18 protein-coding genes and 1 pseudogene are annotated in these 22,070 nt (G+C 66.5%); 10 read left to right on the forward strand and 9 right to left on the reverse strand.

The features are described 5' to 3' along the window. Positions 1-30: 30 nt before the first annotated feature. Complete coding sequence (locus QO058_RS13520) at positions 31-1,569, reverse strand: ABC transporter substrate-binding protein (RefSeq protein WP_284172532.1); 1,539 nt, start codon at positions 1,567-1,569, stop codon at positions 31-33. 40 nt (positions 1,570-1,609) lie between these two features. Beyond that, a complete protein-coding gene (locus QO058_RS13525) occupies positions 1,610-2,641 on the reverse strand; it encodes a succinylglutamate desuccinylase/aspartoacylase family protein (protein ID WP_284172533.1) in 1,032 nt (343 codons plus the stop codon). A gap of 74 nt (positions 2,642-2,715) precedes the next feature. On the opposite strand from QO058_RS13525, the gene QO058_RS13530 reads away from it, so the two are divergent. From QO058_RS13530 to QO058_RS13575, 10 genes and pseudogenes are all read left to right on the forward strand, one after another. Further along, positions 2,716-2,991, forward strand: coding sequence for a hypothetical protein (locus tag QO058_RS13530; RefSeq protein ID WP_284172534.1), 276 nt, complete (start codon positions 2,716-2,718; stop codon positions 2,989-2,991). Then, the gene (locus tag QO058_RS13535; protein WP_284172535.1) at positions 2,927-3,475 is read left to right on the forward strand and encodes a GntR family transcriptional regulator; all 549 of its coding nucleotides are present in this window, start codon (positions 2,927-2,929) and stop codon (positions 3,473-3,475) included. Before QO058_RS13530 ends, QO058_RS13535 begins: the two co-directional genes overlap by 65 nt. Further along, positions 3,472-4,671, forward strand: a complete 1,200-nt coding sequence (locus tag QO058_RS13540) for a mandelate racemase/muconate lactonizing enzyme family protein (RefSeq protein WP_284172536.1) — start codon at positions 3,472-3,474, stop codon at positions 4,669-4,671. Before QO058_RS13535 ends, QO058_RS13540 begins: the two co-directional genes overlap by 4 nt. A gap of 173 nt (positions 4,672-4,844) precedes the next feature. After that, positions 4,845-5,069 (forward strand): hypothetical protein, encoded by a 225-nt coding sequence (locus tag QO058_RS13545; RefSeq protein ID WP_284172537.1) that lies wholly within the window; start codon positions 4,845-4,847, stop codon positions 5,067-5,069. Between the two features lie 160 nt (positions 5,070-5,229). Next, entirely contained in the window at positions 5,230-6,144 is a 915-nt protein-coding gene (locus tag QO058_RS13550) for a LysR family transcriptional regulator (protein WP_284172538.1), read from the forward strand. Between the two features lie 214 nt (positions 6,145-6,358). After that, positions 6,359-6,829, forward strand: a complete 471-nt coding sequence (locus QO058_RS13555) for an NAD(P)H-dependent oxidoreductase subunit E (RefSeq protein WP_284172539.1) — start codon at positions 6,359-6,361, stop codon at positions 6,827-6,829. Continuing rightward, positions 6,826-8,397, forward strand: coding sequence for a formate dehydrogenase beta subunit (locus QO058_RS13560; protein ID WP_284172540.1), 1,572 nt, complete (start codon positions 6,826-6,828; stop codon positions 8,395-8,397). Before QO058_RS13555 ends, QO058_RS13560 begins: the two co-directional genes overlap by 4 nt. 10 nt (positions 8,398-8,407) lie before the next feature. Beyond that, positions 8,408-11,291: pseudogene (gene fdhF / locus QO058_RS13565) on the forward strand (formate dehydrogenase subunit alpha). Further along, positions 11,278-12,123 carry a formate dehydrogenase accessory sulfurtransferase FdhD gene (gene fdhD / locus QO058_RS13570; protein ID WP_284172541.1) on the forward strand — a complete coding sequence of 282 codons (846 nt, stop codon included), beginning with the start codon at positions 11,278-11,280 and terminating at the stop codon, positions 12,121-12,123. Before fdhF ends, fdhD begins: the two are co-directional and overlap by 14 nt. Before the next feature lie 23 nt (positions 12,124-12,146). Then, positions 12,147-12,389 carry a formate dehydrogenase subunit delta gene (locus QO058_RS13575; RefSeq protein ID WP_284172542.1) on the forward strand — a complete coding sequence of 81 codons (243 nt, stop codon included), beginning with the start codon at positions 12,147-12,149 and terminating at the stop codon, positions 12,387-12,389. 17 nt (positions 12,390-12,406) lie between these two features. On the opposite strand, the gene QO058_RS13580 is transcribed toward QO058_RS13575, so the two are convergent. The 7 genes from QO058_RS13580 to QO058_RS13610 all read right to left on the reverse strand — a co-directional run bounded on the left by QO058_RS13580 (position 12,407) and on the right by QO058_RS13610 (position 21,948). After that, a complete protein-coding gene (locus QO058_RS13580) occupies positions 12,407-15,031 on the reverse strand; it encodes a glycosyl hydrolase 2 galactose-binding domain-containing protein (RefSeq protein WP_284172543.1) in 2,625 nt (874 codons plus the stop codon). A gap of 2 nt (positions 15,032-15,033) precedes the next feature. Then, positions 15,034-16,047 (reverse strand): DUF1839 family protein, encoded by a 1,014-nt coding sequence (locus tag QO058_RS13585; protein WP_284172544.1) that lies wholly within the window; start codon positions 16,045-16,047, stop codon positions 15,034-15,036. A gap of 5 nt (positions 16,048-16,052) precedes the next feature. Further along, complete coding sequence (locus tag QO058_RS13590; protein ID WP_284172545.1) at positions 16,053-16,973, reverse strand: amino acid--[acyl-carrier-protein] ligase; 921 nt, start codon at positions 16,971-16,973, stop codon at positions 16,053-16,055. A 4-nt stretch (positions 16,974-16,977) separates the two neighbouring features. Next, positions 16,978-18,213, reverse strand: coding sequence for an acyl-CoA dehydrogenase family protein (locus tag QO058_RS13595; RefSeq protein ID WP_284172546.1), 1,236 nt, complete (start codon positions 18,211-18,213; stop codon positions 16,978-16,980). Continuing rightward, positions 18,213-18,458 carry an acyl carrier protein gene (locus QO058_RS13600; protein WP_284172547.1) on the reverse strand — a complete coding sequence of 82 codons (246 nt, stop codon included), beginning with the start codon at positions 18,456-18,458 and terminating at the stop codon, positions 18,213-18,215. Before QO058_RS13600 ends, QO058_RS13595 begins: the two co-directional genes overlap by 1 nt. A gap of 254 nt (positions 18,459-18,712) precedes the next feature. Beyond that, positions 18,713-19,969, reverse strand: coding sequence for a hypothetical protein (locus QO058_RS13605; RefSeq protein ID WP_284172548.1), 1,257 nt, complete (start codon positions 19,967-19,969; stop codon positions 18,713-18,715). Continuing rightward, positions 19,966-21,948: a GumC family protein gene (locus tag QO058_RS13610; RefSeq protein WP_284172549.1), complete on the reverse strand. Its 1,983-nt coding sequence runs from the start codon at positions 21,946-21,948 to the stop codon at positions 19,966-19,968. Before QO058_RS13610 ends, QO058_RS13605 begins: the two co-directional genes overlap by 4 nt. Positions 21,949-22,070: the final 122 nt, after the last annotated feature.

Genomic DNA, 22,070 nt, shown 5'->3' on the forward strand with positions numbered 1-22,070 from the left:
TCCCGCAGGCTTGGGTTCAGCCGCTCGGGCTCACGGCTCGAGCCAGACGCCCCACATCCGGGGGATGCGATAGGGCTTGAAGTTCTTGAGCTTGGCAGTCGAGGCCTGGAAGAGCCCGTAATTGCCGGCTTTCATCGCAACGGCAGCGTCGTACATGTGCTTCTGGAAGGCGTCGTAGAGCGCCTTGCGCTTGCCCTCGTCCAGCTCGGCGTTGAAGGCGGCGGCGATCCGGTCGATCTCCGGGTCCTTGGCCTGCTGCGAAAGGCCGTTCACCCAGGGCGCCATCACCGAGCCCGGCCCCTCATAGGGTTCGATGCCAAAGCCATGGGTCCAGAAGGTCCAGTTCGTCGGCGTGAAGCCGATCTTGGAGACGGTCGGCCAGTCCGAGACCGCGATCTCGACCTCGATCCCGATCTCCTTGAGCTTCTGCTGCACCACGGTCGCGGTGTCGACATTGGCGCGCAGGTTGTCGACGATGAAGGTGACCTTGCCGCCCTTGTAGGAGGACTTTCCGAGCAGTTCCTTGGCGAGTTTCAGGTCGGCCTTGTTGTATTTGTCGCTGCCGACCGTGGAGTGGAAGGCGGCGCCGGGATAGAGCCAACTCGGGTCCATCTGGTAGATGTCGGCATAGGAGATCGCCATGATCTCCTCCATGTCGAGCGCCGCCTGCACGGCGAGGCGGAAGTTCACGTCGTTGGCCGGCGGCTGCGCCTGGTTGAACTTGATCACCTGCAGGCCGAACGGAACCACCTTGTGGACGGTAAAGCGCGCATCGGTGCCGAGCCGCTTCGCCGTCGGCCCGTCGACGGTCTCGTTGAACTGGATCTGGCCTGCTTCGAGCGCCGCCGTGCGGGCGCCGCCCTCGGGCATGAAGCGGAAGGTCACAGCGTCGAGGAAGGCTTCCTTCTTGCCGGCGAAGCCGTCGCGGCCGGTGCCCTTCGGATTGGACGCGTAGCCGTCATAGCGGGTGAGCTTCACATGGCTGTCTGGCTTGTACTCGACGAACTTGTAGGGACCGGTGCCGATCACCTCGATCTTGCCGGCTTCCTTGGCGGCCTCGCTCGCCGGATAGATCGCGATCGGCGCGCGCGGCGACGACAGATTGTCGAGGAAGGTCGACTGGGCCTGCTTCAGCGTGACCGTGACCTCGTGCTCGCCGCTCGCCTTGACCGTGTCGATCGCGGCGACGAGCGCCGGCGAGGCGCCGATCTTGCGATAGCGTTCGAGCGAGGCGACGACGTCGGCAGCGTCGAGCTTCTTGCCGTTGTGGAAGGTCACGTCCTTACGGATCGGGAAGACATAGCTCTTGCCATCAGGCGAGACCGTGACGCCTTCGGCCAACTCGGGCACCGGCTTGGCGTTCTCGTCGCGGGCATAAAGTGTCTCGAAGATGTGCAGCGTGACGTTGCGCGATGCCTGCGCCGAGGTGATCTGGGCATCGAGCGAGGGCGGCGCCTGGCTGATGCCGATGGTGACCTCGCCGCCCTTGCGCTGCGCCAGCGCCCCTTGAGCCCCTCCCAGGGCGACGGCCGCGATGACAGCTGCTTTGAGAATGAGGTGCTTTGCCATGTTCTTATCCCTCCGGATTGATGGTCAGGCACGAAGACAGTCAGGCCGCGGCACGCAGTGCGTCGTAATCCTCCATCAGCACGGCCACGGCATCGCCGCGCTGCACGCGGCCGGGTCCCGCCGACATCCACAGCAGCCCGTCGCGGCGGTAGCGCACCTCCAGCGGGGCGCGGTCGATGTCCTCGACGAAATGCAGGTATCCGGCGAGCTCGCCGGCGCGGCAGGCATCGCCGACGACATTGCGCGGCTCGAACAGCCCGCCCGCAGGGGCGAAGGAGTAGCCAGCTGAATCCCGCACCATCATATGGCGCGTCCCGGGAGAGCCGTCGCGCTGGCGCGTATCCGGCTCGCCCTCCATCAGCCCGAAATGCTTGAGGATATTGGTCAAGGCCCGGTCGGCGATGCGCACGCCCTCGACATTGACGCGGCCCCAGCCACCGAGCTCGGTGCCGAGCGAGAGGATGCCGCGCCGCTCGACCGACGAGGTCAGCGTCGCGCCTTCGTCGACGCCCCAGAACACGACATTGTAGGGCGCGCCGAAGGCAGCAGCCGCCGCCATGGTGCGCTCGCGCAAGGCGGTGTCGGCAACGTAATGCATGTTGGTCGAGAGCGCGGAATCGCCCGAGTGCCCCGCCGTGTGGAGATCAACGGAGATGTCGACCAGCGGCAGCAGCATCTCGTCGACGAAATGGGCAAGCATCTCCGAAAAGGTGCCCTTCGGATTGCCTGGAAAGCAGCGGTTCATGTCGCGGTTGTCGACCGGCGAGAGCCGCGTGTCGTTCATCACCGCCGGGATATTGAGCGCCGGGATCATAATGACGCGGCCCTGGATCGCAGCCGGGTCGAGGCTGCGGGCGAGCCGCGAGATCGCGATCGGGCCCTCGTACTCGTCGCCATGAACACCGCCGGTGAACAGGATCGTCGGGCCAGGACCGTTCTTGACGCTGACGACCGGGATCTCGACGACGCCCCAGCCGGAGGTGTTGCGGGAGAGCGGCGCGCGCAGATAGCCGGCCTGACGGCCGCTCGCTTCAAAATCGATCTCGCAGCGAACCCGGCTTGTGGACGACATGCGGAGCCCCTCCTTGCTCTTGTTTTCGTATGATTGTATACGATCATACGACGTGTCAAGCGAGAGAGAGTTGCATGCCGGAGGCGGACGAACGCATGGGGGCCACCGAGACGGCGACACCGGATCGGATGGGAAGCCCTGCCCCGGATTGGCAGCCGCTCCAGCCGCAGACCCTCGTCGACCACACCATCGAAGCGATCATCGCCGGCGGAGCCGCCGGGTTGATCCTGCCGGGCGATCGCATCGTCGAGGTCGAGCTCGCCCGCAAGCTGGGGGGTGAGCCGCGTGCCGGTACGCGAGGCCTTGCGGCTGCTCGAAAGCCAGGGCGTCGTGGTCAGCGAGGCCTATAAGGGCATCAGGCTGCGCCCGGTCACCAATGAGCGGGTCTCCGACCTGATCGAGGCGCGCATCGCGCTCGAGGCCAGCGCGACCGCCCGCGCCGTCGCCGCCGGGCGCAATCGCGGTAGCCATCTCGACGAATTGCGCAGCGCCGTCGCCGAGATGGAGCTGATGGCGGCACGAGGCAGCGCCTATGGCGTCGCCGTCGCCGATACGCGCTTTCATCGCGCGCTCTGCCGGCTCGGCGGCAACAGCGTCACCCTCGACCTCTGGGAGACGCTGGCGCCGCAATGCACGATCATTTTCGGCCTCGCCACCTTCGGCAAGCCGATGGCCGGCGTGGTCGAGGAGCATGTCGACCTGCTCGCCGTGTTCGAGGCCGGCGACATCGAGGCGATCGAGCGCACGCTCGACGAGCACATCACCGTGATGAACCACGCGATGGACTACGAGGCCATCGTCGCCAGGCGCCGCAGGGAAAGGGATGCACAGTGAACGATCAGGCTCTTCCGCAGACGCGCGTAGGCAACCGGCCGGCCGGACTGCCACCCTTCCGGATCACCCGCATCGAGGCCGCCCCGCTGTTCGGCGAAAGCCCGAAGGGTGGCTGGTCCGCCGAGATCAGGCCGGAGGATTCGATCCATGCCCTGATCGCGGTGCACACCGACCAGGGCGTCACCGGCTATGGCAGCGTCTTCACGGACGGACGCCTCGTCCAGGCCGGGCTCAAGGTGCTGGAGCCGCTCTTCCTCAGCGCCGACGCGCTCTCGCCCGAGTTCGTCAGCGAGAAGCTGCACCAGAACACCTTCTGGATGGGCCGCGGCGGTACCCTGACGCATACGATCAGCGGCATCGACATCGCGCTCTGGGACATTCTCGGCCAGGCCACCGGCCTCAGCGTCGGACGGCTGCTCGGCGGCCGCTATCGCGAGCGCGTGCAGCCCTATTGCTCGCTCCTGATGGAGGAGCCCGACGCGATGCGGGACGTCGTCGCGAGCTATCGCGACAAGGGCTTCACCGCGTTCAAGATTGGCTGGGGTCCGTTCGGCCGGGCCCTCGACACCAAGCTCGACGAGGCGATCGTGCGCGCCGCCCGTGAAGCGGCCGGCGAGCGCTCCAAACTCTTCGTCGATGCCGGCGCCAGCGACGCACTCTGGCCGCATGGGCTGAAATGGGCCAAGCGCACCGCCGAAATGCTCGCCGATTACGACGTTGGCTGGTTCGAAGAACCGGTCCGGCCGGACGCGATCGACGATTACCGCGAACTGCGTCGCTCCTCGCCGGTGCCGATCGCCGGCTGCGAGGTGCTGACAAGGCGCCAGAGCTTCATCCCCTGGCTGACCACCGGCGCCGTCGACATCGTCCAGCCGGATGTCACCAAGGTCGGCGGCATCTCCGAGCAGCGGCGCATCGCCTGGATGGCCTACGACCTCGGCATCAGATATGTCGGCCATGGCTGGAACACGGCGCTCGGCCTCGCCGCCGACCTGCAGATGGCGACCGCCTTCCCCGATGCCGATCTCGTCGAGTTCATCGGCGGCAGCCCCTATGTCGACGGCATCCTCGCAAGGCCTTTCGACCTCGATGCGGAAGGCTGGCTGACGATCCCCGACCTGCCGGGCCTCGGCGTCACCATCGACCGCGACAAGGTCGCCAAGTACACCCCGAACCCGGCGACTCTGTTTGCGTGAGCCTGTTTGCGGGCACGGTCTCGTGCGTTCGGCTCAATCTACCGGGGAGCGGCAATCGCGCCCGCCGCGGTGCGTAACGGGAATGTGAGCCCGCAATCGTCGCAGCGCTGTTGGAAAGCGCGCTGCGCTGACTAGCTCATCCGCAGGGCGACTAAATCAAACAGGAGGTTGTCATGCTTTCACGCAGGACCATCACCATCGCAGCGGCGCTTCTGCTTTCGGGGGCGAGCTCCATGGCTTACGCCACCGAGCTTGGTGCCGAGAGCATCGTGCACGAGCAGGCCCAGAACCAGCGCGCGCTCGCCGAGCAGGCCCAGTACCTCGCTTATCATGACCACTTGAAAGACGTGGAGGCCCAGCCGGGCCGCGGCGCAGGCGTGTTGCCGCACCACAACTGAGTGCCAGCAGATTCCTCAGGAAGGGGCCGCCTCCGCGGCCCCTTTTTGTTGCGTCTATCGGAACCCTCCAGAATCTGGAAAGACTGGCCGCGGCGCGCCGCACGAATTGGGAGTCGAGCCGGAGCTGGCGCCGTCCGACAGGAACGTCTGAGATGCGGCCATGATCATCCGCCAGCTCATCTATCTCGACGCGCTTGCCCGCGAGAAGCATTTCCGCAAGGCGGCCGAGGCCTGCCATGTCTCGCAGCCGACACTGTCGGCCGCCATCGCCCAGCTCGAAGAAGAACTCGGCATCCTGATCGTCGAGCGCGGCCGGCGCTTCCAGGGACTGACCAGGGAAGGCGAGGTCGTGCTCGCGCATGCGCGGCGCATCCTCGCCGAGGCCGATCAGATGAAGGACGCGATCGCGGAGCTGCGCGAGGGCGTCAGCGGCCGGATCAGGCTTGGCGCCGTCCCCACCGCACTGCCGATGATCGCCCATATCACCGCACCGTTCTCGACCCGCTATCCCGGCGCCTCGCTCACCGTGCTGTCGCTGACCTCGACCGAGATCCAGGAAGGTATCGACAATTTCGAGCTCGATGTCGGCCTGACCTATCTCGACAACGAGCCGCTCGAACGCGTCGTCTCCAAGCCGATCTACCAGGAATCCTATGTGCTGCTGACGCGCGAGGACGGGCCGCTCGGCGAGCGCGAGACCATCCCCTGGGCCGAAGCCGCCGGGCTCAAGCTCTGCCTGCTCACCGCCGACATGCAGAACCGGCGTATCATCGACGGCATCTTCCGCTCGGTCGGACACTCGCCCAAGCCAGCGATCGAAACCAATTCGATCTTTAACCTGTGCTCCCATGCCGGCATTCAGGGCGTCTCCAGCATCGTCTCCTCGCAATTGCTGGAGTTCTTCGGCGTCCCGCTCGGCACCAAGGCGCTGCCACTGATCGAGCCCGACGCCAAGCGCACGATCGGCCTGATCATGGCTGACCGCCACCCCGCCGCTCCGCTGGCCCGCAACCTCTTGATGATGTCCGGGGCCATGGAGGACGCCAGCCTGCCGAGGCGCCCGATCGTTAAATAGCTTGCAGCTATCGAAGTCGCCAGGAGCGGCCGTTCTCCGTACCAATAAGCGAAGGTTATCGCACCGTCGAGTGGAGTTGGCTGAGCATGATAGTGATTTTTGATAGTCCATAGCTATCATATGGTCGGAACAAACGATTTGAAATCATCCTAAACTTCCCCATCCTCTTTCAAAACGCGCAGGCCGGGCGAACGGCCCGCATGGAGGAGGGACGATGGTCCACTACCCAGCCTGGGATCAGGACGAGGCGCGCTCGATTGTGTCGGGCCTGTCTCATCTCGAAGGGGCGACCCTGCCGATCCTGCACGCGCTGCAGGAGGAGTTCGGCTATGTCGACCCGCAGGCCGTGCCGCTGATCGCCGAGGCGCTCAACCTGTCGCGGGCCGATGTGCACGGCACCATCTCCTTCTATCACGACTTCAGGACCGCCCCGCCGCCGCGCCGCATCGTCAAGCTCTGCCGCGCCGAGGCCTGCCAGGCGCTCGGCTGCGAGGCGCTGGTCGAGGATCTCGCGCGCGAGCACGGCATCGTCGTCGACAGCCACGATGGCCACCACGATGCGGTGGTCGAAACCGTCTACTGCCTTGGCAATTGCGCGCTAGGCCCCTCGGCCCTGGTCGAGGGCGAGTTGGTCGGGCGGGTCGATGCCGACCGGATTGCCGCTCTGTGCGGAGCGCAGCAATGAGCGAGGCAATCCGCATCTACGTCCCGATCGACGCCGCCGCGCTCTCGGTCGGCGCCGAAGTGGTGGCACAGGCCGTCGCCAAGGAGGCACAGGCGCGCGGTATCGCCGTCGAGTTCATCCGAAACGGCTCGCGCGGCATGCTCTGGCTCGAGCCGATGGTCGAGGTTGAGACGGGGGAAGGCCGGATCGCCTATGGCCCGGTCGCGGCCAAGGACGTCGCCACGCTGTTCGAGGCCGGCTTTCAGAATGGCGGGCCCCATGGCCTGCGCCTCGGTCCGGTCGATGAGCTCGACTGGCTGAAACGCCAGCAGCGCCTGACTTTCGAGCGCGTCGGCGTGACCGATCCACTCTCGCTCGCCGACTACCGCGCCCATGACGGGCTGAAGGGCCTGGAGAAGGCGCTCTCGCTCACAGGCGTTGAGATCGTCGAGGAGGTGAAGGCGTCCGGCCTGCGCGGCCGCGGCGGTGCCGGCTTCCCGACCGGGATCAAATGGAAGACCGTCCACGACGCCGGCGCGACACAGAAATACATCGTCTGCAATGCCGATGAGGGCGACAGCGGCACTTTTGCCGACCGGATGCTGATGGAGGGCGACCCTTTCCTGTTGATCGAGGGCATGGCGATCGCCGCAATCGCGGTCGGCGCGACCCGGGGCTACATCTATCTGCGTTCGGAATATCCGCACGCCCACAAGGCGCTGCAGCGTGCGATCCTGAAGGCGCGCAATGCCGGCGTGCTGGGCGCCTCCGTGCTCGGCTCGGGCAAGGCCTTCGAGCTCGAGGTTCGGTTGGGAGCCGGCGCCTATATCTGCGGAGAGGAGACCTCGCTGCTGGAGAGCCTGGAAGGCAAGCGCGCCATCGTCCGAGCCAAGCCGCCGATCCCGGCACTGCAGGGCCTGTTCGGCAAGCCGACCATCGTCAACAACGTACTCTCCTTCGCCGCGGTGCCCTGGATCCTGACGCATGGCGCCAAGGCCTATGCCGATTACGGCATGGGCCGCTCGCGTGGCACGCTGCCGGTGCAGCTTGGCGGCAATGTCAGGCGCGGCGGGCTGATCGAACTCGCCTTCGGCATCTCGCTGCGCGAAATCATCGAGGACATAGGCGGCGGCACGCTGTCGGGCCGGCCGATCCGGGCCGTGCAGGTCGGCGGGCCGCTCGGCGCCTATCTCACGGCACAGCAGCTCGATACGCCGATGGACTATGAGGCTCTGGCCGGCATCAAGGCGATGCTCGGCCATGGCGGCATCGTCGTCTTCGACGACAGCGTCGACATGGCCAGGCAAGCCCGCTTCGCCTTCGAGTTCTGCGCCAAGGAGAGCTGCGGCAAGTGCACGCCCTGCCGGATCGGCGCGACACGCGGCGTCGAGCTGGTCGACAAGATCATCGCCGGCCATGAGCGGCCGAAGAACCTCGCCGTGCTGCGCGATCTCAACAAGCTGATGACCGACGCCTCGCTCTGCGCCATGGGCGGGCTCACCCCGATGCCGGTGATGAGTGCGCTCAACCATTTCTTCGAGGATTTCGACCGTCCGCCGGCCGAGCGCCTGCCGCTGGCGGCCGAGTGAGGAGACATCGATGAGCCTGATCAAGGAAATCGATTTCGGAACGCCGATCCGGGTCGCCGAGAAGACGGTGACGCTGACGATCGACGGCGAGAGCGTCACGGTCCCGGCCGGCACCTCGGTGATGGCCGCTGCGATGAGCGTCGGCACCAAGATCCCAAAGCTTTGCGCCACCGACTCGCTCGAACCCTTCGGCTCCTGCCGACTCTGCCTGGTCGAGATCGAGGGACGGCGCGGCACGCCCGCTTCCTGCACGACGCCGGCGGAAGACGGCATGATCGTGCGCACCCAAACGGAGAACCTCTCCGCCCTGCGCAAGGGCGTGATGGAGCTCTACATCTCCGACCATCCGCTCGACTGCCTGACCTGCTCGGCCAATGGCGACTGCGAACTGCAGGACATGGCAGGTGCGGTCGGCCTGCGCGAGGTGCGCTACGGCTATGACGGTGAGAACCACGTCAAACCGGCGAGCACCGAAGGCTACGCCAACGAGAACTGGCTGCCCAAGGACACCTCGAACCCCTATTTCACCTACGATCCCAGCAAGTGCATCGTCTGCAATCGCTGCGTTCGCGCCTGCGCCGAGGTGCAGGGCACCTTCGCGCTGACGATCACCGGCCGCGGCTTCGACTCGCGCGTCGCAGCGGGACCGACCGATTTCCTCGGTTCGGAATGCGTCTCCTGCGGCGCCTGCGTGCAGGCCTGCCCGACGGCGACGCTGATGGAGAACAAGGTGATCGAGCTCGGCCAGCCCGAGCATTCCAAGGTCACGACCTGCGCCTATTGCGGCGTCGGCTGCTCGTTCAAGGCGGAGATGCAGGGCGACCGCGTCGTGCGCATGGTGCCCTATAAGGACGGCAAGGCGAACGAAGGCCATTCCTGCGTGAAGGGCCGTTTCGCCTGGGGTTATGCGACCCATAAGGACCGCATGACCAAGCCGATGATCCGCGAGAAGATCACCGATCCCTGGCGTGAGGTCTCCTGGGAGGTGGCGATCAACTACGCCGCCAGCGAGTTCAAGCGCATCCAGGCCAAATACGGCCGGGAATCGCTCGGCGCCATCACTTCCTCACGCTGCACCAACGAGGAGGTCTACCTTGTCCAAAAGCTGGTGCGCGCCGGCTTCCGCAACAACAATGTCGATACCTGCGCTCGCGTCTGCCACTCGCCGACCGGCTATGGCCTGAAGACCACGCTCGGCACCTCGGCCGGCACGCAGGACTTCAAATCGGTCGAGAAGGCCGACGTCATCCTGGTCATCGGCGCCAACCCGACCGACGGCCACCCGGTCTTCGCCTCGCGAATGAAGAAGCGCATCCGCCAGGGCGCCAAGGTCATCGTCGCCGACCCGCGCCGGATCGACATGGTCAAGTCGCCGCATATCAAGGCGCAGTACCATCTCCAGCTCAGGCCCGGCACCAATGTCGCGCTGGTCAACGCGCTCGCCCATGTCATCGTCACCGAGGGACTGATCGACGAGGATTATGTCCGCGAGCGTTGCGACCTCGGCGATTTCGAGGTCTGGGCCCGGTTCGTCGCCGAAGAGCGCAACTCGCCGGAGGCGAGCGAACAGTACACCGGCGTGTCGGCGGCTGATCTGCGTGCAGCGGCCCGGCTCTACGCCACTGGCGGCAATGGCGCGATCTTCTACGGGCTCGGCGTCACCGAGCACAGCCAGGGCTCGACCATGGTGATGGGCATGGCCAACATCGCCATGGCGACCGGCAATATCGGCCGCGAAGGCGTCGGCGTGAACCCGCTGCGCGGCCAGAACAATGTCCAGGGCTCCTGCGACATGGGCTCGTTCCCGCACGAGTTCACCGGCTATCGCCATGTCTCCGACGACGCCACGAGGCAGATCTTCGAGACGATCTGGGGCGTGCCGCTCGATTCCGAGCAGGGCCTGCGCATCCCGAACATGCTCGACGAGGCGGTCGGCGGCCATTTCAAGGGCCTCTACGTCCAGGGCGAGGACATCGCCCAGTCCGATCCGGAACACCCAGCACGTCACGGCCGGCCTCGCCGCGATGGAATGCGTCGTCATCCAGGACCTGTTCCTGAACGAGACGGCGAAATATGCCCATGTCTTCCTGCCGGGCTCCTCCTTCCTGGAGAAGGACGGCACCTTCACCAATGCCGAGCGCCGCATCAACCGCGTCCGGCAGGTGATGACGCCGCTCTCCGGCAAGGCCGAGTTCCAGGTCACAATCGACTTGGCGCGGGCGCTCGGCCTCGAGATGAATTACGGCCATCCGAGCGAGATCATGGATGAGGTTGCCCTGCTGACCCCGACCTTTGCCGGCGTCAGCTACAAGAAGCTCGATGAGCTCGGCTCGGTGCAGTGGCCCTGCAACGACAAGGCTCCGACCGGCACGCCGCTGATGCATGTCGACCGCTTCGTGCGCGGCAAAGGCAAGTTCATGATCACCGAATACGTGCCGACGCAGGAGCGCACCGGCCCGCGTTTCCCGCTGATCCTGACCACCGGGCGCATCCTCTCGCAGTACAATGTCGGCGCTCAGACGAGGCGCACCGAGAACCAGGCCTGGCATGACGAGGACGTGCTGGAGATCCACCCCTTCGATGCCGAGAGTCGCGGCATCAAGGACGGTGACCTCGTCGCGCTCGCCAGCCGCTCCGGCGACATCTCGCTGCGCGCCGAGATCTCTGAGCGGATGCAGCCCGGCGTGGTCTACACCACCTTCCACCACGCCTCGACCGGCGCCAACGTCATCACCACCGACTATTCCGATTGGGCGACCAACTGCCCGGAATACAAGGTCACGGCGGTCGAGGTCCGCAGGACGAACTATTACTCGCAGTGGCAGGAGCGCAATCGCGAGGAGGACATCTCGCTGCGCCTGATCGCGGGGCGCCTGCCCGATGCCGCGGAATAGCCCACCCGCCCAGCCCCCGGCGAGCCATGCGGTCGCGGTCCGGACCATCAGGTTCGGCGCCGCCGAGCGTGCAGCCGATGTCAGCGCCGAGGTCGCCGTCGAGTCGCCCATCAACATCGTCTACGGCAACCTGCCCTATGCGGTGATGATGGCGACGCCGTCGGACATCGAGGATTTCGTCGCCGGTTTCAGCCTGACCGAGGGCATCGTCCGCAACGTCGACGAGATCAGGTCGATCGCGACTGCACCGCAGCAGGATGGCATCGTCGTCACCGTCGAGCTGGCTCCCGGCCGCTTCCGCGAGCATCTGGCGCGCCGCCGCAATCTCTCGGGCCGCACCTCATGCGGGCTCTGCGGCGTCGAGGGATTAGCCGACCTGCCGGCCGCCGACGCACGCGCGGCCCAGGCGATTCCGATCACACCTGCGGCAATCGGCACAGCCCTGTCAGCACTCGAACGCCAGCAGCCATTGCATCGGCTGACACGCTCGGTCCATGCCGCCGCCTGGTGCGACCGCGACGGCGCGATCCTGGCGGTGCGCGAGGATGTCGGGCGACACAACGCGCTCGACAAGCTGATTGGTGCCCGCCTGCGCGCCGGCCATGATGCGAGTGATGGCTTCGTGCTGGTCACCAGCCGCGCCTCCTTCGAGATGGTCGAGAAGGCGGCGATGTTCGGCGCGGGCACGCTGGTCACGATCTCGGCGCCGACCTCGCTCGCGATCGAGCGGGCGAATACACTCGGCCTGACGCTGGTCTGCATCGCGCGCGCCGATTCCGCGACCGTCTTCGCCGGCCGTCTGGCCGACACCGTGGAGAGCGAAGCCAGATGATCGACGCTGAGAGCAGCGAAGCGATGACTCGGGATCATGCGGGCGAGAGCCTCGCCAAGCTCGCTTCCATGGCCAACCAGATCGGCGATTTCTTCAAGTCCTACCCGGACGAGGAGGCCATCGCCGCGATCGCCGATCACATCAACCAGTTCTGGACGAAGCGCATGCGCGAGGATTTCCGCGCCGGCTTCGAGACGGATACGTCAGTCCTGTCACCGCTCGTGCGGCAGGCGCGGGACAAGGTCAGGCCCGCGCCAAGCGGGTAGACGGCCGCGGCTTGCTCTCACCCGCTCGCGTAACTCACACAGTCGGTGGCATTGACGGCACGGACAGCGCCAGTCGGCGCAACGCTGACACCCGGGCGCTGCCGCAGCCGGATACGGCGCGGTTCACCCGGCGCCAGATGGAACCAGTTCTGTTCCGGTCGCCAGCCATGGTCGACGATCTCGACCGATTGCGCGAAGCGCTGCGTCGAGAGGACGAGGCTCCAATTCTCGCCCTCGCGCTCCAGCTGCGCGACAAGCCCGCACTGGTGCCGCTCATGGCCGCGCCCGAGCGGGAAATGGAATGCCTCCGCCAGCACCTCGCCACTCGCGGCATCGCGCAACACGGCCGAGGTCACGTCATGGCCGGGCGGGCCGAAACGATAGGCATAGGCGATATCGAAGAAACGGCCGATCAGCTCGAAGGCCGACAGCGTCACCGCCGAGCGCGGGCCGAGCGCGATGTCGCGCTTCGCTTGAACGACAGCAACCTCGCCAGCACGCCAGCAGGTTAGCTCGACGGTGGCGGCTAGCGGCTCGGGCCGTTCGTTGATGACATGCAAGCCGAGCCCGTTGACGCCCTCATCGGTGAGCGCGAGCTGGACCGGGCGGAAGGCGCGGACGAGCCCGTGCCAGGCCGATTTAGGCTCGCCGTCGCTGGCGATCACGCCCCAGCCGGCGCCGGGCTGGAGATCCTGCAGCAGCCAGACCAGCGCGCCGCGCGTCGGCGAGCCGGGCCGGCGCCATTCGGCGAAGGTTTCTTCCATCACCTCGGCAACGGTGGCGCGTGACAAGGCGAAATAGCGCTCGGGATCCTCGCGCCGCAAACACGCCGGATCGAGCCCATAGAGCTGTTCGAGATAATGATCGCGCACATCCTCGAAATCCCAGGAGGCACCGGCATCGCGCGGCACGCCGCGCTTCCAGTCGGGATGATGCGTGATCGCCGGCGGCTTGCCACCGCGCAGCGAGATCTCCTCCGGCACATTGGCGAAGGCCAGGCTCTCGGCCGCGAAGCGCACATTGGCCCGGCGGGCATCGTCGAAGCCACGCATATAGGCGCCGACGCCGTAATAATGCGTCACGCCCTTGTCGGCGACGAAGGGCAGCGGCCCGCCCGAGGGCGAGTTCGGGACATAAGCGATGTCCGGCCGCAAACGGGCGACCGCCTCCGGCAGGACCTCGTCGAAGACCGGGCCGGACCAGGCCTCGGGCGGCGCGCCCAGCATCGCCGATTGCTGGAAGACTTCGCTGCCGCCACAGAGCACGGCGAGGCAGGGCGAGCCCTGCGTTCGCCCGAGCAGCGCCTCGACTTCCGCTGTGATCGCCGCGCGAAAGCCGGCATCGCCCTGCGGGTAGTCGAAGTTGGCCAGCATCATCTCCTGCCAGACCATGATGCCGAGCTCGTCGCAGAGCGCGAAGAAGGCGTCGTCCTCATAGCTCATCACGCCGGGCAGGCGGATCATGTTCATGCCGGCCTCGCGCGCCAGCCGGAGCCAGGGCTCGTACGCTGCGCGGCCGCCGGCCAGCGTCACGACATCGGCATTGCTCCAGCAGGCGCCGCGACAGAAGACCGGCACGCCGTTGACGACAAGGCCGAAGCCCTCGCCATCGTCGCCGCGATCGACCTCGAGCGAGCGGAAGCCGATACGGCCGAGTTCGATGATCTCACCATCAAGCGTGAGGGTGAGATCGTGCAGCGCCGGCTCGCCATGGGTGTGCGGGAACCAGGGCGCGATGCCGGGCAAGGATAATGTGCCGGCTAACCGCCCTTCACCGTCCACCTGCAGAGTCGCCTCGCAGCCGCAGCAGCGAATGATGGCCGATCCAATCCTCCAGCCCTCATCCTGAGGAGCCATTCCGACAGGAATGGCGTCTCGAAGGATGGTCGAAGAGGCTCCGGAATCACCTGGGGCATCCTTCGAGACGCCGCTGCGCGGCTCCTCAGGATGAGGGCTCCCGGTTGTTACGTGCCGTTTGGCGGAGGCCTCAGCCAGCGTAACTGTGAGTGCGACTATGCCGACGCCATCCACATAAGACGTGCGCAGATCAACGGCGTCGATCGTCGGTGCAGCCGCCTCGCTCTCGATCCGTAGCACCGGACGATAAGGTCCGGTCGGCAGGCCGGGCGGACACCAGCCCGGCATCGAGCCGAGCGCGCTGGTGCGGAACCAGCGCAGGCCGTTCGGCTGGATCATCGTCGGCCGCCAGCGGGCGCGGCGCGGGGCGGCAGCGAACTTCGGCGCCAAAGCACGGAAGCAGAGCTCGATCTCGGTCCCGGCCGGGCAATCGACCCCGAGTTCGACGGTCGCGAACATTGACGAGCTTTCCGCCCGCTTGACGCCATCAACCCAAACCTCGCTGACGGTCGCCAGCCCCTCAAAGCGCAAGCGTCCGTTCAGCGGCTGGGTCAGCCGCGTGCGATACCAGTGATCCTGCTGGCCGATCGCATTGACACTGGCGTCGTCGAGCCGACCGAGCGAGCGGAGCGTGCCGGCAACGGTACCGGGCACTGCTGCCTCTCGCCAGTCGCCGCCCTCCGGCAGATCAGCGGGCGTCGCGGCGGCATAAGCCGCTGTCGCGAGCCAGGACCAACCCTCGAGCGGCTCCACCCGCTCCCCAGTACGCGCGACGATGCGGGCCATGATCAGCCGGGAAAGCGCTGGCCGAGCACTTCGCTGACCTGATCGTATTCGCCGACGAGCCCGGCAAGCGTCGCATCGAGACGCTCGAAGCGCTTCTGCTTCATCGCCCTGGCGAGATGGAACTGTGCCACCTTGGCGCCCTCGGCGATGCGCAGCGCGCCGTCACGCGCGACATCGAGCCCGTTCACACTCTGGCCGAGCCAGGACAGATGGCTCGCGAGCAATTCGAAATTGGCACCGAGTTGGCGCAGCGTGTTGAAGGCATAGTGATGGAAGGCCGCGCTCGGGCGCTCGGCCAGCGCCTCGGCCTGCGCGGTCGCAACGGTGCGGAAGGCCGCGACCGGATTGTCCTGCGGCCGGCGCGCGACATGGCGGGCGAGCAGCTTCAGCGCGGTGGCGCGCAAGGCAGCTTCATCCGGCCGGCGCTGCGGCAACCGCACCATCTCAGCATAGGGGAAGAGCGTGTCCTCGCGCATCTGCCCCGGCAGCAGCCGGAACAGCCCGTCGAAATCCTCGCCCACAGCGCGGTGCAGCCCGTCATTGTGGAAATAGTCGAGCTCGCGGGCGACCCGGTCGAGCCGGTTCACCGCGATCGTCGTCTTGCCGTGGCTGTCGCGATAGGAGACGCCGCGGGTGTCGGGCATGTAGAAGGAATCGAGCTCGAGCAGGACGAGGCGGCCGAGCCCGATCTGCTGCTCGATATGGCCGATCAGATCGTCATAGAGCGCCAGCTCGGTCACCTTGAGGCCGTAGAGCGCTTCGAGATCGTCGAGCGGCGGCTTGAAGAAGGTGAACTGGTCGCCCTCGAAATCCTGCGTGACGGTGAAGCCGAAGGCGGCAGCCGGCTCCAGCCCAAGCGCATGCAATATCTCGATCCAGAGATCGGCATAGCAATTGGTCTGCGGCCAATGCCGCTCGCCGGCATGCATGGCATGCCGGTCATACGCCAACGGATCGACCGGCAGCAGCCGGCCCGCGATGGCCACGGGTTCGGCGATCTTTCGCTGGGCCGTCATCGCACTCACGGCCAGAGCACGTTGCGGACCGCAGCCGGCCAGCGCGCGACGTCGTAGCCATGATGCTTGAACAGGGCGAGCGCGACACGTTCCATGCCGAAGCCGACGCAAGCCGTGTGCGCAGTCTCGCCGGCCGAGGTCTCGATGCCCCAGGTCGTGCCGAAATGGTCCTGATGGTAGTTGAAGGAGAGGCAGGCCGTCGGCTTCTCCTCGCTCTCGATCGGGATCAGCAGCTCGAACTTCAGGCGCTGGTCGCGCTGGTTGTTGGCGAGCATGCGCCCAGCCCGGCCGAAGAACGGGTCGTTGGCGACGTCGACATGCAAGGGCACGCCGAGCGAGGCCATCATCTCCTGGCCGCGGTCCAGCCAGAGCGCCCGGAACTCGGTGACCTGCTCGGGCGTGCCGAAGCGGACATATTCGCGCATCCGGAAGAGCTGCATCCGGGCCGGGTCCTTCGAAGGCTCGTGCCGGAAGCAGTAGGATTGCAGGTCGAACAGCGCGCCATCCGGCTTCAGCGGTCCGCGCTTGGCGACGACCGGATAGAGCACGTAGCAGGCGGCCGGCGTCAGCACGACATCGGTCGACTTCTGGCCGCCGGTCCAGTCATGCCCCTCGGCGACGTTGTGCAGCAATTCGGCATGGGCGCGCTCGTCGCCGTCGAAGGAATGCACCGTGCCGGCGAGCTGCGGAAAGCTCTTGAGATAGCCGCTCTTCTCGAAAGAGTGGCGGCTCATCGCCGGCGGGAAGCGCGCGACCTCGGCGCCGTCCTTGCCGCCATAGCGGGTGATCAGCAGGTCGAACTGCGCGACGACCTCCTCGAACAGGCCGCTGCGGCCATAGAGCCCGTCGACACCGGTGTCGATCAGCAGGCCGTTATCGATCAGCTCCGCAAGGAAACCCTGCGGCTGGGGGCAATTCTGGCACATGGGATCACCGGGAAAGGCTGGGGTCGTGCTTGTACACGGCCAGCAGGTTGGAGGTGTTTCCGAGGATACGGTCGTTGTTGATCATGATCGGCGCCGAGAGCGCATCACGCATCAACCGCGCCAGGCTCGCCGGGCTGTCGTTGCGATAGCCCTGGATGCCGCAGATCAGGAAGGCTTGCATCACGATCTCGCCGACGCTCTGGGACGCCACGACCTTGATGCTGTTCATCGCCACGACGAAGCCCATCGAGGAGAGCTCGTCGGCATCGCTGCGGGCGCGCTCATAGCGATCGAGCCCGGCGACGACCAGCGCCTTGAACTGCTGCAGGCGAGCGAGCAGCTCGGCGAGGCGCAGCGCGCTCGGCGGGGTCGACCCTGGGCGCTTGCGGGCTTCGCTGCGCACGAAGCCCTCGGCGCGGGCGACGGCCTCGGCCGCGATGCCGTACCAGACCGAAGCCCAGAGCAGATGCGCGTTGGGCAGCATCGACTGGGCCGCGATCTCGGCGAAGGGCACCGGGATGATCTGCGCGGCCGGGGCACGGCCGGAGAAGGTGAAGTTGTCAGAGCAGGTGCCGCGCATGCCCATCGTGTCCCAGGCCGCGCTGCGCTCGAGCCGGTACTGGTCGCTGGTCAGGACGGACATGACCTGGTCGGAAGGCGGAGCCTCGGGCGTGCGCCTGGAGGTGATCAGGATCGCATCGGCCTGCGCGCCGTAGGAGATCAGGCAGCCTTCCTTGTCGAGGGTGAAGTCGTCGCCCTCGCGCACCACGCCACAGATCGACGAGCGCAGGTCGCCGCCGACGCCGCCGCCCTCGGTCGTCGCCGAGGCAAGCAGGAGCTGCTCGCGGGCGATGCGGGCCATGAAGGAGCCGTGCCAGGGATCGTCACCGCAATGCACGACCAGGCTCGACACCTTGATCTGGTGCATTGCGTAGATCATGGCGCTCGATGCGCAGCCCTGGGCCAGCACCGCGCAGATCTCCGAGATCGTCGAATGGCTCGCCTGCTCGCCGCCATGCGCCGCCGGGATCATGATGCCGAGCAGGCGCTCCTGCTTCAGCGCCTCGAACACCTCATGCGGGAAGCGCGACTTCGCATCGACATCCGCCGCATGCTCGGCCGCGAGCTTGGCGATCTTGCGCGCCGTGGCGACCATCGCCTTCTGCGCTTCGGCACTGGCGCCTGATGTCTCGGAGGTGAGCTGGTAGCCGGCTTCGGCGAGGCGAGCGAGCGTCGTCATCAGACGTGCTCGCTCTGAATGGTGCGGATCGCTGCCTCGATCGCCGCGATCGAAGCGAAGTTGCGCCGGTTCATCATATTATCCGGGAATTCGACCTCGAAGGCATCCTCGAGCGCCATCATCAGCTCGACCGTGCCGAAGGAGGTGAGGCCAGCATTGTAGAGATCGGCCTCATCGCCGAGCGTGGCGACGTCGACCGGCAGCTTGCCGGTGGTCTTGAGGATTTCGCGGATCCTGGTCTTCATCTCTCGTCCTGCCCTGTGACGACCGGACCTCGGCGCGTCGCAGCACACGTTGGCGCGCAGGGCGCTCGCGATAGCTGTCGAGGGGCTTCGGTCGGTTGGTTTGACGCCGTGTCGTTCGTTGCGTCAGGCCTAACGCATAAAATTTAAAGTTACCTTGCGGCCGCCATAGAAAGACTGCGGAATGTATTTCGCAGGCCGCGGTCCGCAGATGTGGTAAACAGCAGATTGCCGCGAATACTCGGTTTTTCGAGCATTCAGCCTGCCGCGGCGGTGGAATAGTTCGGCGCCGTAACGCGTTGGCTGGCCGGCTTGGGCTCGGCGCCTGCATCGGCGTCGCTCGATCCCGTCATGAACCAGAGCAGCGCCGCCGTCTTGATCGAGTAGACGGAGTCGCTGACGATCATCAGCAGGCAGATATAAGTCGCGACGCAGACCTTGAAGCGCCAGGCGCGGGGCGATCGCTCCGGCGCGAAGATGAACAAGCTCCAGAAGCCGATCACGCCGAGCAGGCCAATCTGGTTCAGCGAATAGGCGTAGCCGGAATCGGAGAGGAAGGGCTTGTCCGGCGACAGGCCCCAGACCGCTGCGGGTGAAAGCGAGGTGATGAGGCGCGCTGTCCAGAGCATGCGGCCCATGAAATTGTTCTGCCAGTTCACCTCGGCGCTGACGAAGCCATAGATCGCCAGCCCGATCAGCGCGACGAAGGGCGCAGCCAGCCAGATGAAGCGCGGCGTGCGCGGCGCTACCAGATAGGCGACCGTCGCGACGATGCAGACATTGGCTCCGAAGCGCGAGTCGCTGAGGACGATCGCGGTCAGCCCCGTGGCCATGGTCAGCCAGCGCCTCGCCATGCCCGGCCGGTTGAGCGCCCAGATATACAAAATCGCACCGAAATTGCCGGTCGAAATCGGTTCGAGGAAGACCGAGGACGCCCGGTGCGGTCCGAGGAACGGCAGAAGCGTGCGGGAATCGGGTCTGAGGCCGCTGGCGAAGAGCGCGCCGGTCTGGCTGCTGACGTCGCTCGGCGCCACCGTGCCGCGCGCGACATAGTATTTGATGATGTTGAAATAGGAGACGTAGACGTCGAGCGCCAGGAACTCGAACAGGCCGAAGGCGACGACGATCAGCCCGCAGAGCAAGGCAGCGCGATCGGCCAGTCGTATATCGTTGCAGCTCTTGCCGAGCAGGTAGAAGGCGATCGGGATCAGGAAATCGCGCACCGCCTTGGGGTCGATCAGCGGTCGCATCGCCATCAGCAGGACAGCATAGGACAGGAAGATCGCCAGCAGCAGATAGGGCGCGGCATTGCGGCCAAGGCCGAGATAGAGCGCGGCCGCGACCAGCACCACCTCGCAGCCCATCACCATGGTATCGTTGATGCCCATGACGTTGGTGTTGATGAAGCACAACGCCATGTTGAAGGTGAGCGCGCCGATCAACAGCGCGATCGGCAGCGTCGGGAAGGGCCGGCCCGGCTCGCCGCCACCGGCCATGGCCGCCGGCCTGTTCACGCAGCCGCCTGCGCCGGCCGGCCAAGCCAGCGCGCCGCGAGGCCGCGCGCACCGGCTCCGGCACTCTCGGGAACGATGAGTGCGACGATGTGTTCACCGGCCGGGTCCACCGCCGCAGCCTGATCGACGAGGCTGCGGGTTGTCTCGCCCGCAAGCGAGGCCGTCAGGACGATCGCGTCCGGTCTCGCGCTCGCCTTGCTGTCGGTCGGCGAACCCTGCCGCATGATGATGAAGTTGCGCCGCCGTCCCGGCCGAGCCGGCGTGGTTCCGGCCGGCTCGATCCGGCGGATGTTCATGTCGCGGCCGGTGCCCTCCTGGCAGAGCAGCACGCTCTCGCCATGTGCCGCGAGGCTGTTGGCGAGATGCTCGGCCAGCGCCGCATGCGTCGCGTCGTCGGCCGAGCCGGCGATCATCACCGAAGCCGGCAGATGCTGGCCGAGCGTCTTCTGCAACAGCCGTGTCACTGGAACGAGCGCATCTTCGCGGCGAGCGGCGGCGGCAGGCAATGACACCACTGTGCCGACGCCGATCGCCCGGCCGGCTGCTTCCGGCGTAAGCGGCTTTACCATCTGGGGCAGGAGCCGCGACGTCGGCAGCCATTCGATGAGATAGGCGGCCCCGAGCCCGGCGCAGCTGCCGAAGAGCAGCGCCGCCGCCATCACCAGCAAGGCGGGCGGCTGACTGGCGACCGCAGGCGCGACCGCCTCGGACAGCATGCGCGAGTTATTGGTCTCGATCCGCTTCTGCTGCTCGAGCTCCTTGGCGCGCTGCAGCGAGGCGCTGTAGACCACGCGCACCGCTTCAGCCTCGCTTTCGAGCTGGCGCAGCTTGATCTGGGCGGCGCCGCTGACCTCCTGCGATTTGGTCAGCTCAGTCGCCCGCTTCCTAAGATTGGCGAGATTGGCCTCGGCCTGGCGATAGCCTTCCTGCACCGTGGCACGCAGGCGGACCAGCTCCCCGGCGAGAAGCCGGCGCGTCTCGGCCAGCTCGGCCCGAATCTCGATCAGGCGCGGATGTTGTGGTGCGAGCGTCTGGGCAAGGCTCGCCGCCTCACGCGCGCTCTGGGCATATTGCCCCCGCAGCGAGGTCACGACCGACGAGGTCAGCGCCTCCGGCAACGTGTCGGAGAGCGGATCGCGGTTTTGATAGCGGGCGAGCTGGTCGCGCCGCGCCTGCTGGCGGGCGAACTCGGCCTCGGCCTGGCTGATCTGGCCATAGAGGTCGCGCAATTGCTGCGAGATGATGAGCCCGCCCTCGCCGGTGCTGACGAGGCCATGCTGGCTGCGGAAGCCCTGGACGGCGCGCTCCGCCGTATCGAGCTGTGTGCGCAGGCCGGAGATCTGGTCGATCAGCGTCACGTTGGCGCGCTCGACCACGGAGCGGCGTCCGTCATTGCCCTGGCGGAAATAGACCAGCGCCAGCCCATTGGCGATATCGGCCGCTTTCTGGGCCTGCGGGTGCGAGACGATGATGCGGAAGACCAGCGAGTTCTCGACGCGCTGGATCACGATCGACTTCTTGAGCGCATCGACCATCTGCGCCATGCGCTGGTCGGGCGTCGGCTGCACCAGCCGGCCGAGCAGCCGCGAGATCAGACCGGGCGGGCGGCTGAAGGCGGGATCATTCTCGAGGTCGAGATCCTCGATGACTTGGCGCAGCACGCCGGTCGAGGTCATCACCAGCGCCTGGCTGTCGACATTGGCGAAATCGATCGAGGCCGAGGTGTCGGTACGCACGATGTCCTTGCCGACGACCTGCAACGCCTGCGGATCGACGAGAAGCTCGGCCGTGGCCCGGTAGATCGGGGTCTGGACCGAAAGATAGGCCAGCGCCAACAGCAGGCAGAGGGCTGCGCTCGCGATCACCAGCCAGCGGCGACGGCGCAGCAGCTGGAGCAGTTCAGGCAGGCTGAAGGCAGCAGAGAGCCGGCCCGGAGCGGGCGCGTCGTCTCTTCCACCTGCCTCGAGCGCAGCCGGCACCGCAAATCTCCTCGACCCGTCCCGATACCGCGCACATCCGCGTCCGGATGCGCCGACGGGCTCGGCTGGAATTCCACCGCGTATCCTGTCGAGCTGTGGTTAATATTCCGGTAACAAACTAA

It is taken from the genome of Bosea vestrisii (genome assembly GCF_030144325.1).
Lineage (GTDB): Bacteria > Pseudomonadota > Alphaproteobacteria > Rhizobiales > Beijerinckiaceae > Allobosea > Allobosea vestrisii_A.

Coding starts and splice junctions, on each gene's coding strand:
- QO058_RS13555 (WP_284172539.1), top strand. CDS start 6,359: ATGGTCCACTACCCAGCCTGGGATCAGGACGAGGCGCGCTCGATTGTG.
- QO058_RS13580 (WP_284172543.1), bottom strand. CDS start 15,031: ATGGCCCGCATCGTCGCGCGTACTGGGGAGCGGGTGGAGCCGCTCGAG.
- QO058_RS13590 (WP_284172545.1), bottom strand. CDS start 16,973: ATGTGCCAGAATTGCCCCCAGCCGCAGGGTTTCCTTGCGGAGCTGATC.
- QO058_RS13545 (WP_284172537.1), top strand. CDS start 4,845: ATGCTTTCACGCAGGACCATCACCATCGCAGCGGCGCTTCTGCTTTCG.
- QO058_RS13525 (WP_284172533.1), bottom strand. CDS start 2,641: ATGTCGTCCACAAGCCGGGTTCGCTGCGAGATCGATTTTGAAGCGAGC.
- fdhD (WP_284172541.1), top strand. CDS start 11,278: ATGCCGCGGAATAGCCCACCCGCCCAGCCCCCGGCGAGCCATGCGGTC.
- QO058_RS13575 (WP_284172542.1), top strand. CDS start 12,147: ATGACTCGGGATCATGCGGGCGAGAGCCTCGCCAAGCTCGCTTCCATG.
- QO058_RS13530 (WP_284172534.1), top strand. CDS start 2,716: ATGCCGGAGGCGGACGAACGCATGGGGGCCACCGAGACGGCGACACCG.
- QO058_RS13595 (WP_284172546.1), bottom strand. CDS start 18,213: ATGACGACGCTCGCTCGCCTCGCCGAAGCCGGCTACCAGCTCACCTCC.
- QO058_RS13585 (WP_284172544.1), bottom strand. CDS start 16,047: ATGACGGCCCAGCGAAAGATCGCCGAACCCGTGGCCATCGCGGGCCGG.
- QO058_RS13550 (WP_284172538.1), top strand. CDS start 5,230: ATGATCATCCGCCAGCTCATCTATCTCGACGCGCTTGCCCGCGAGAAG.
- QO058_RS13560 (WP_284172540.1), top strand. CDS start 6,826: ATGAGCGAGGCAATCCGCATCTACGTCCCGATCGACGCCGCCGCGCTC.
- QO058_RS13600 (WP_284172547.1), bottom strand. CDS start 18,458: ATGAAGACCAGGATCCGCGAAATCCTCAAGACCACCGGCAAGCTGCCG.
- QO058_RS13520 (WP_284172532.1), bottom strand. CDS start 1,569: ATGGCAAAGCACCTCATTCTCAAAGCAGCTGTCATCGCGGCCGTCGCC.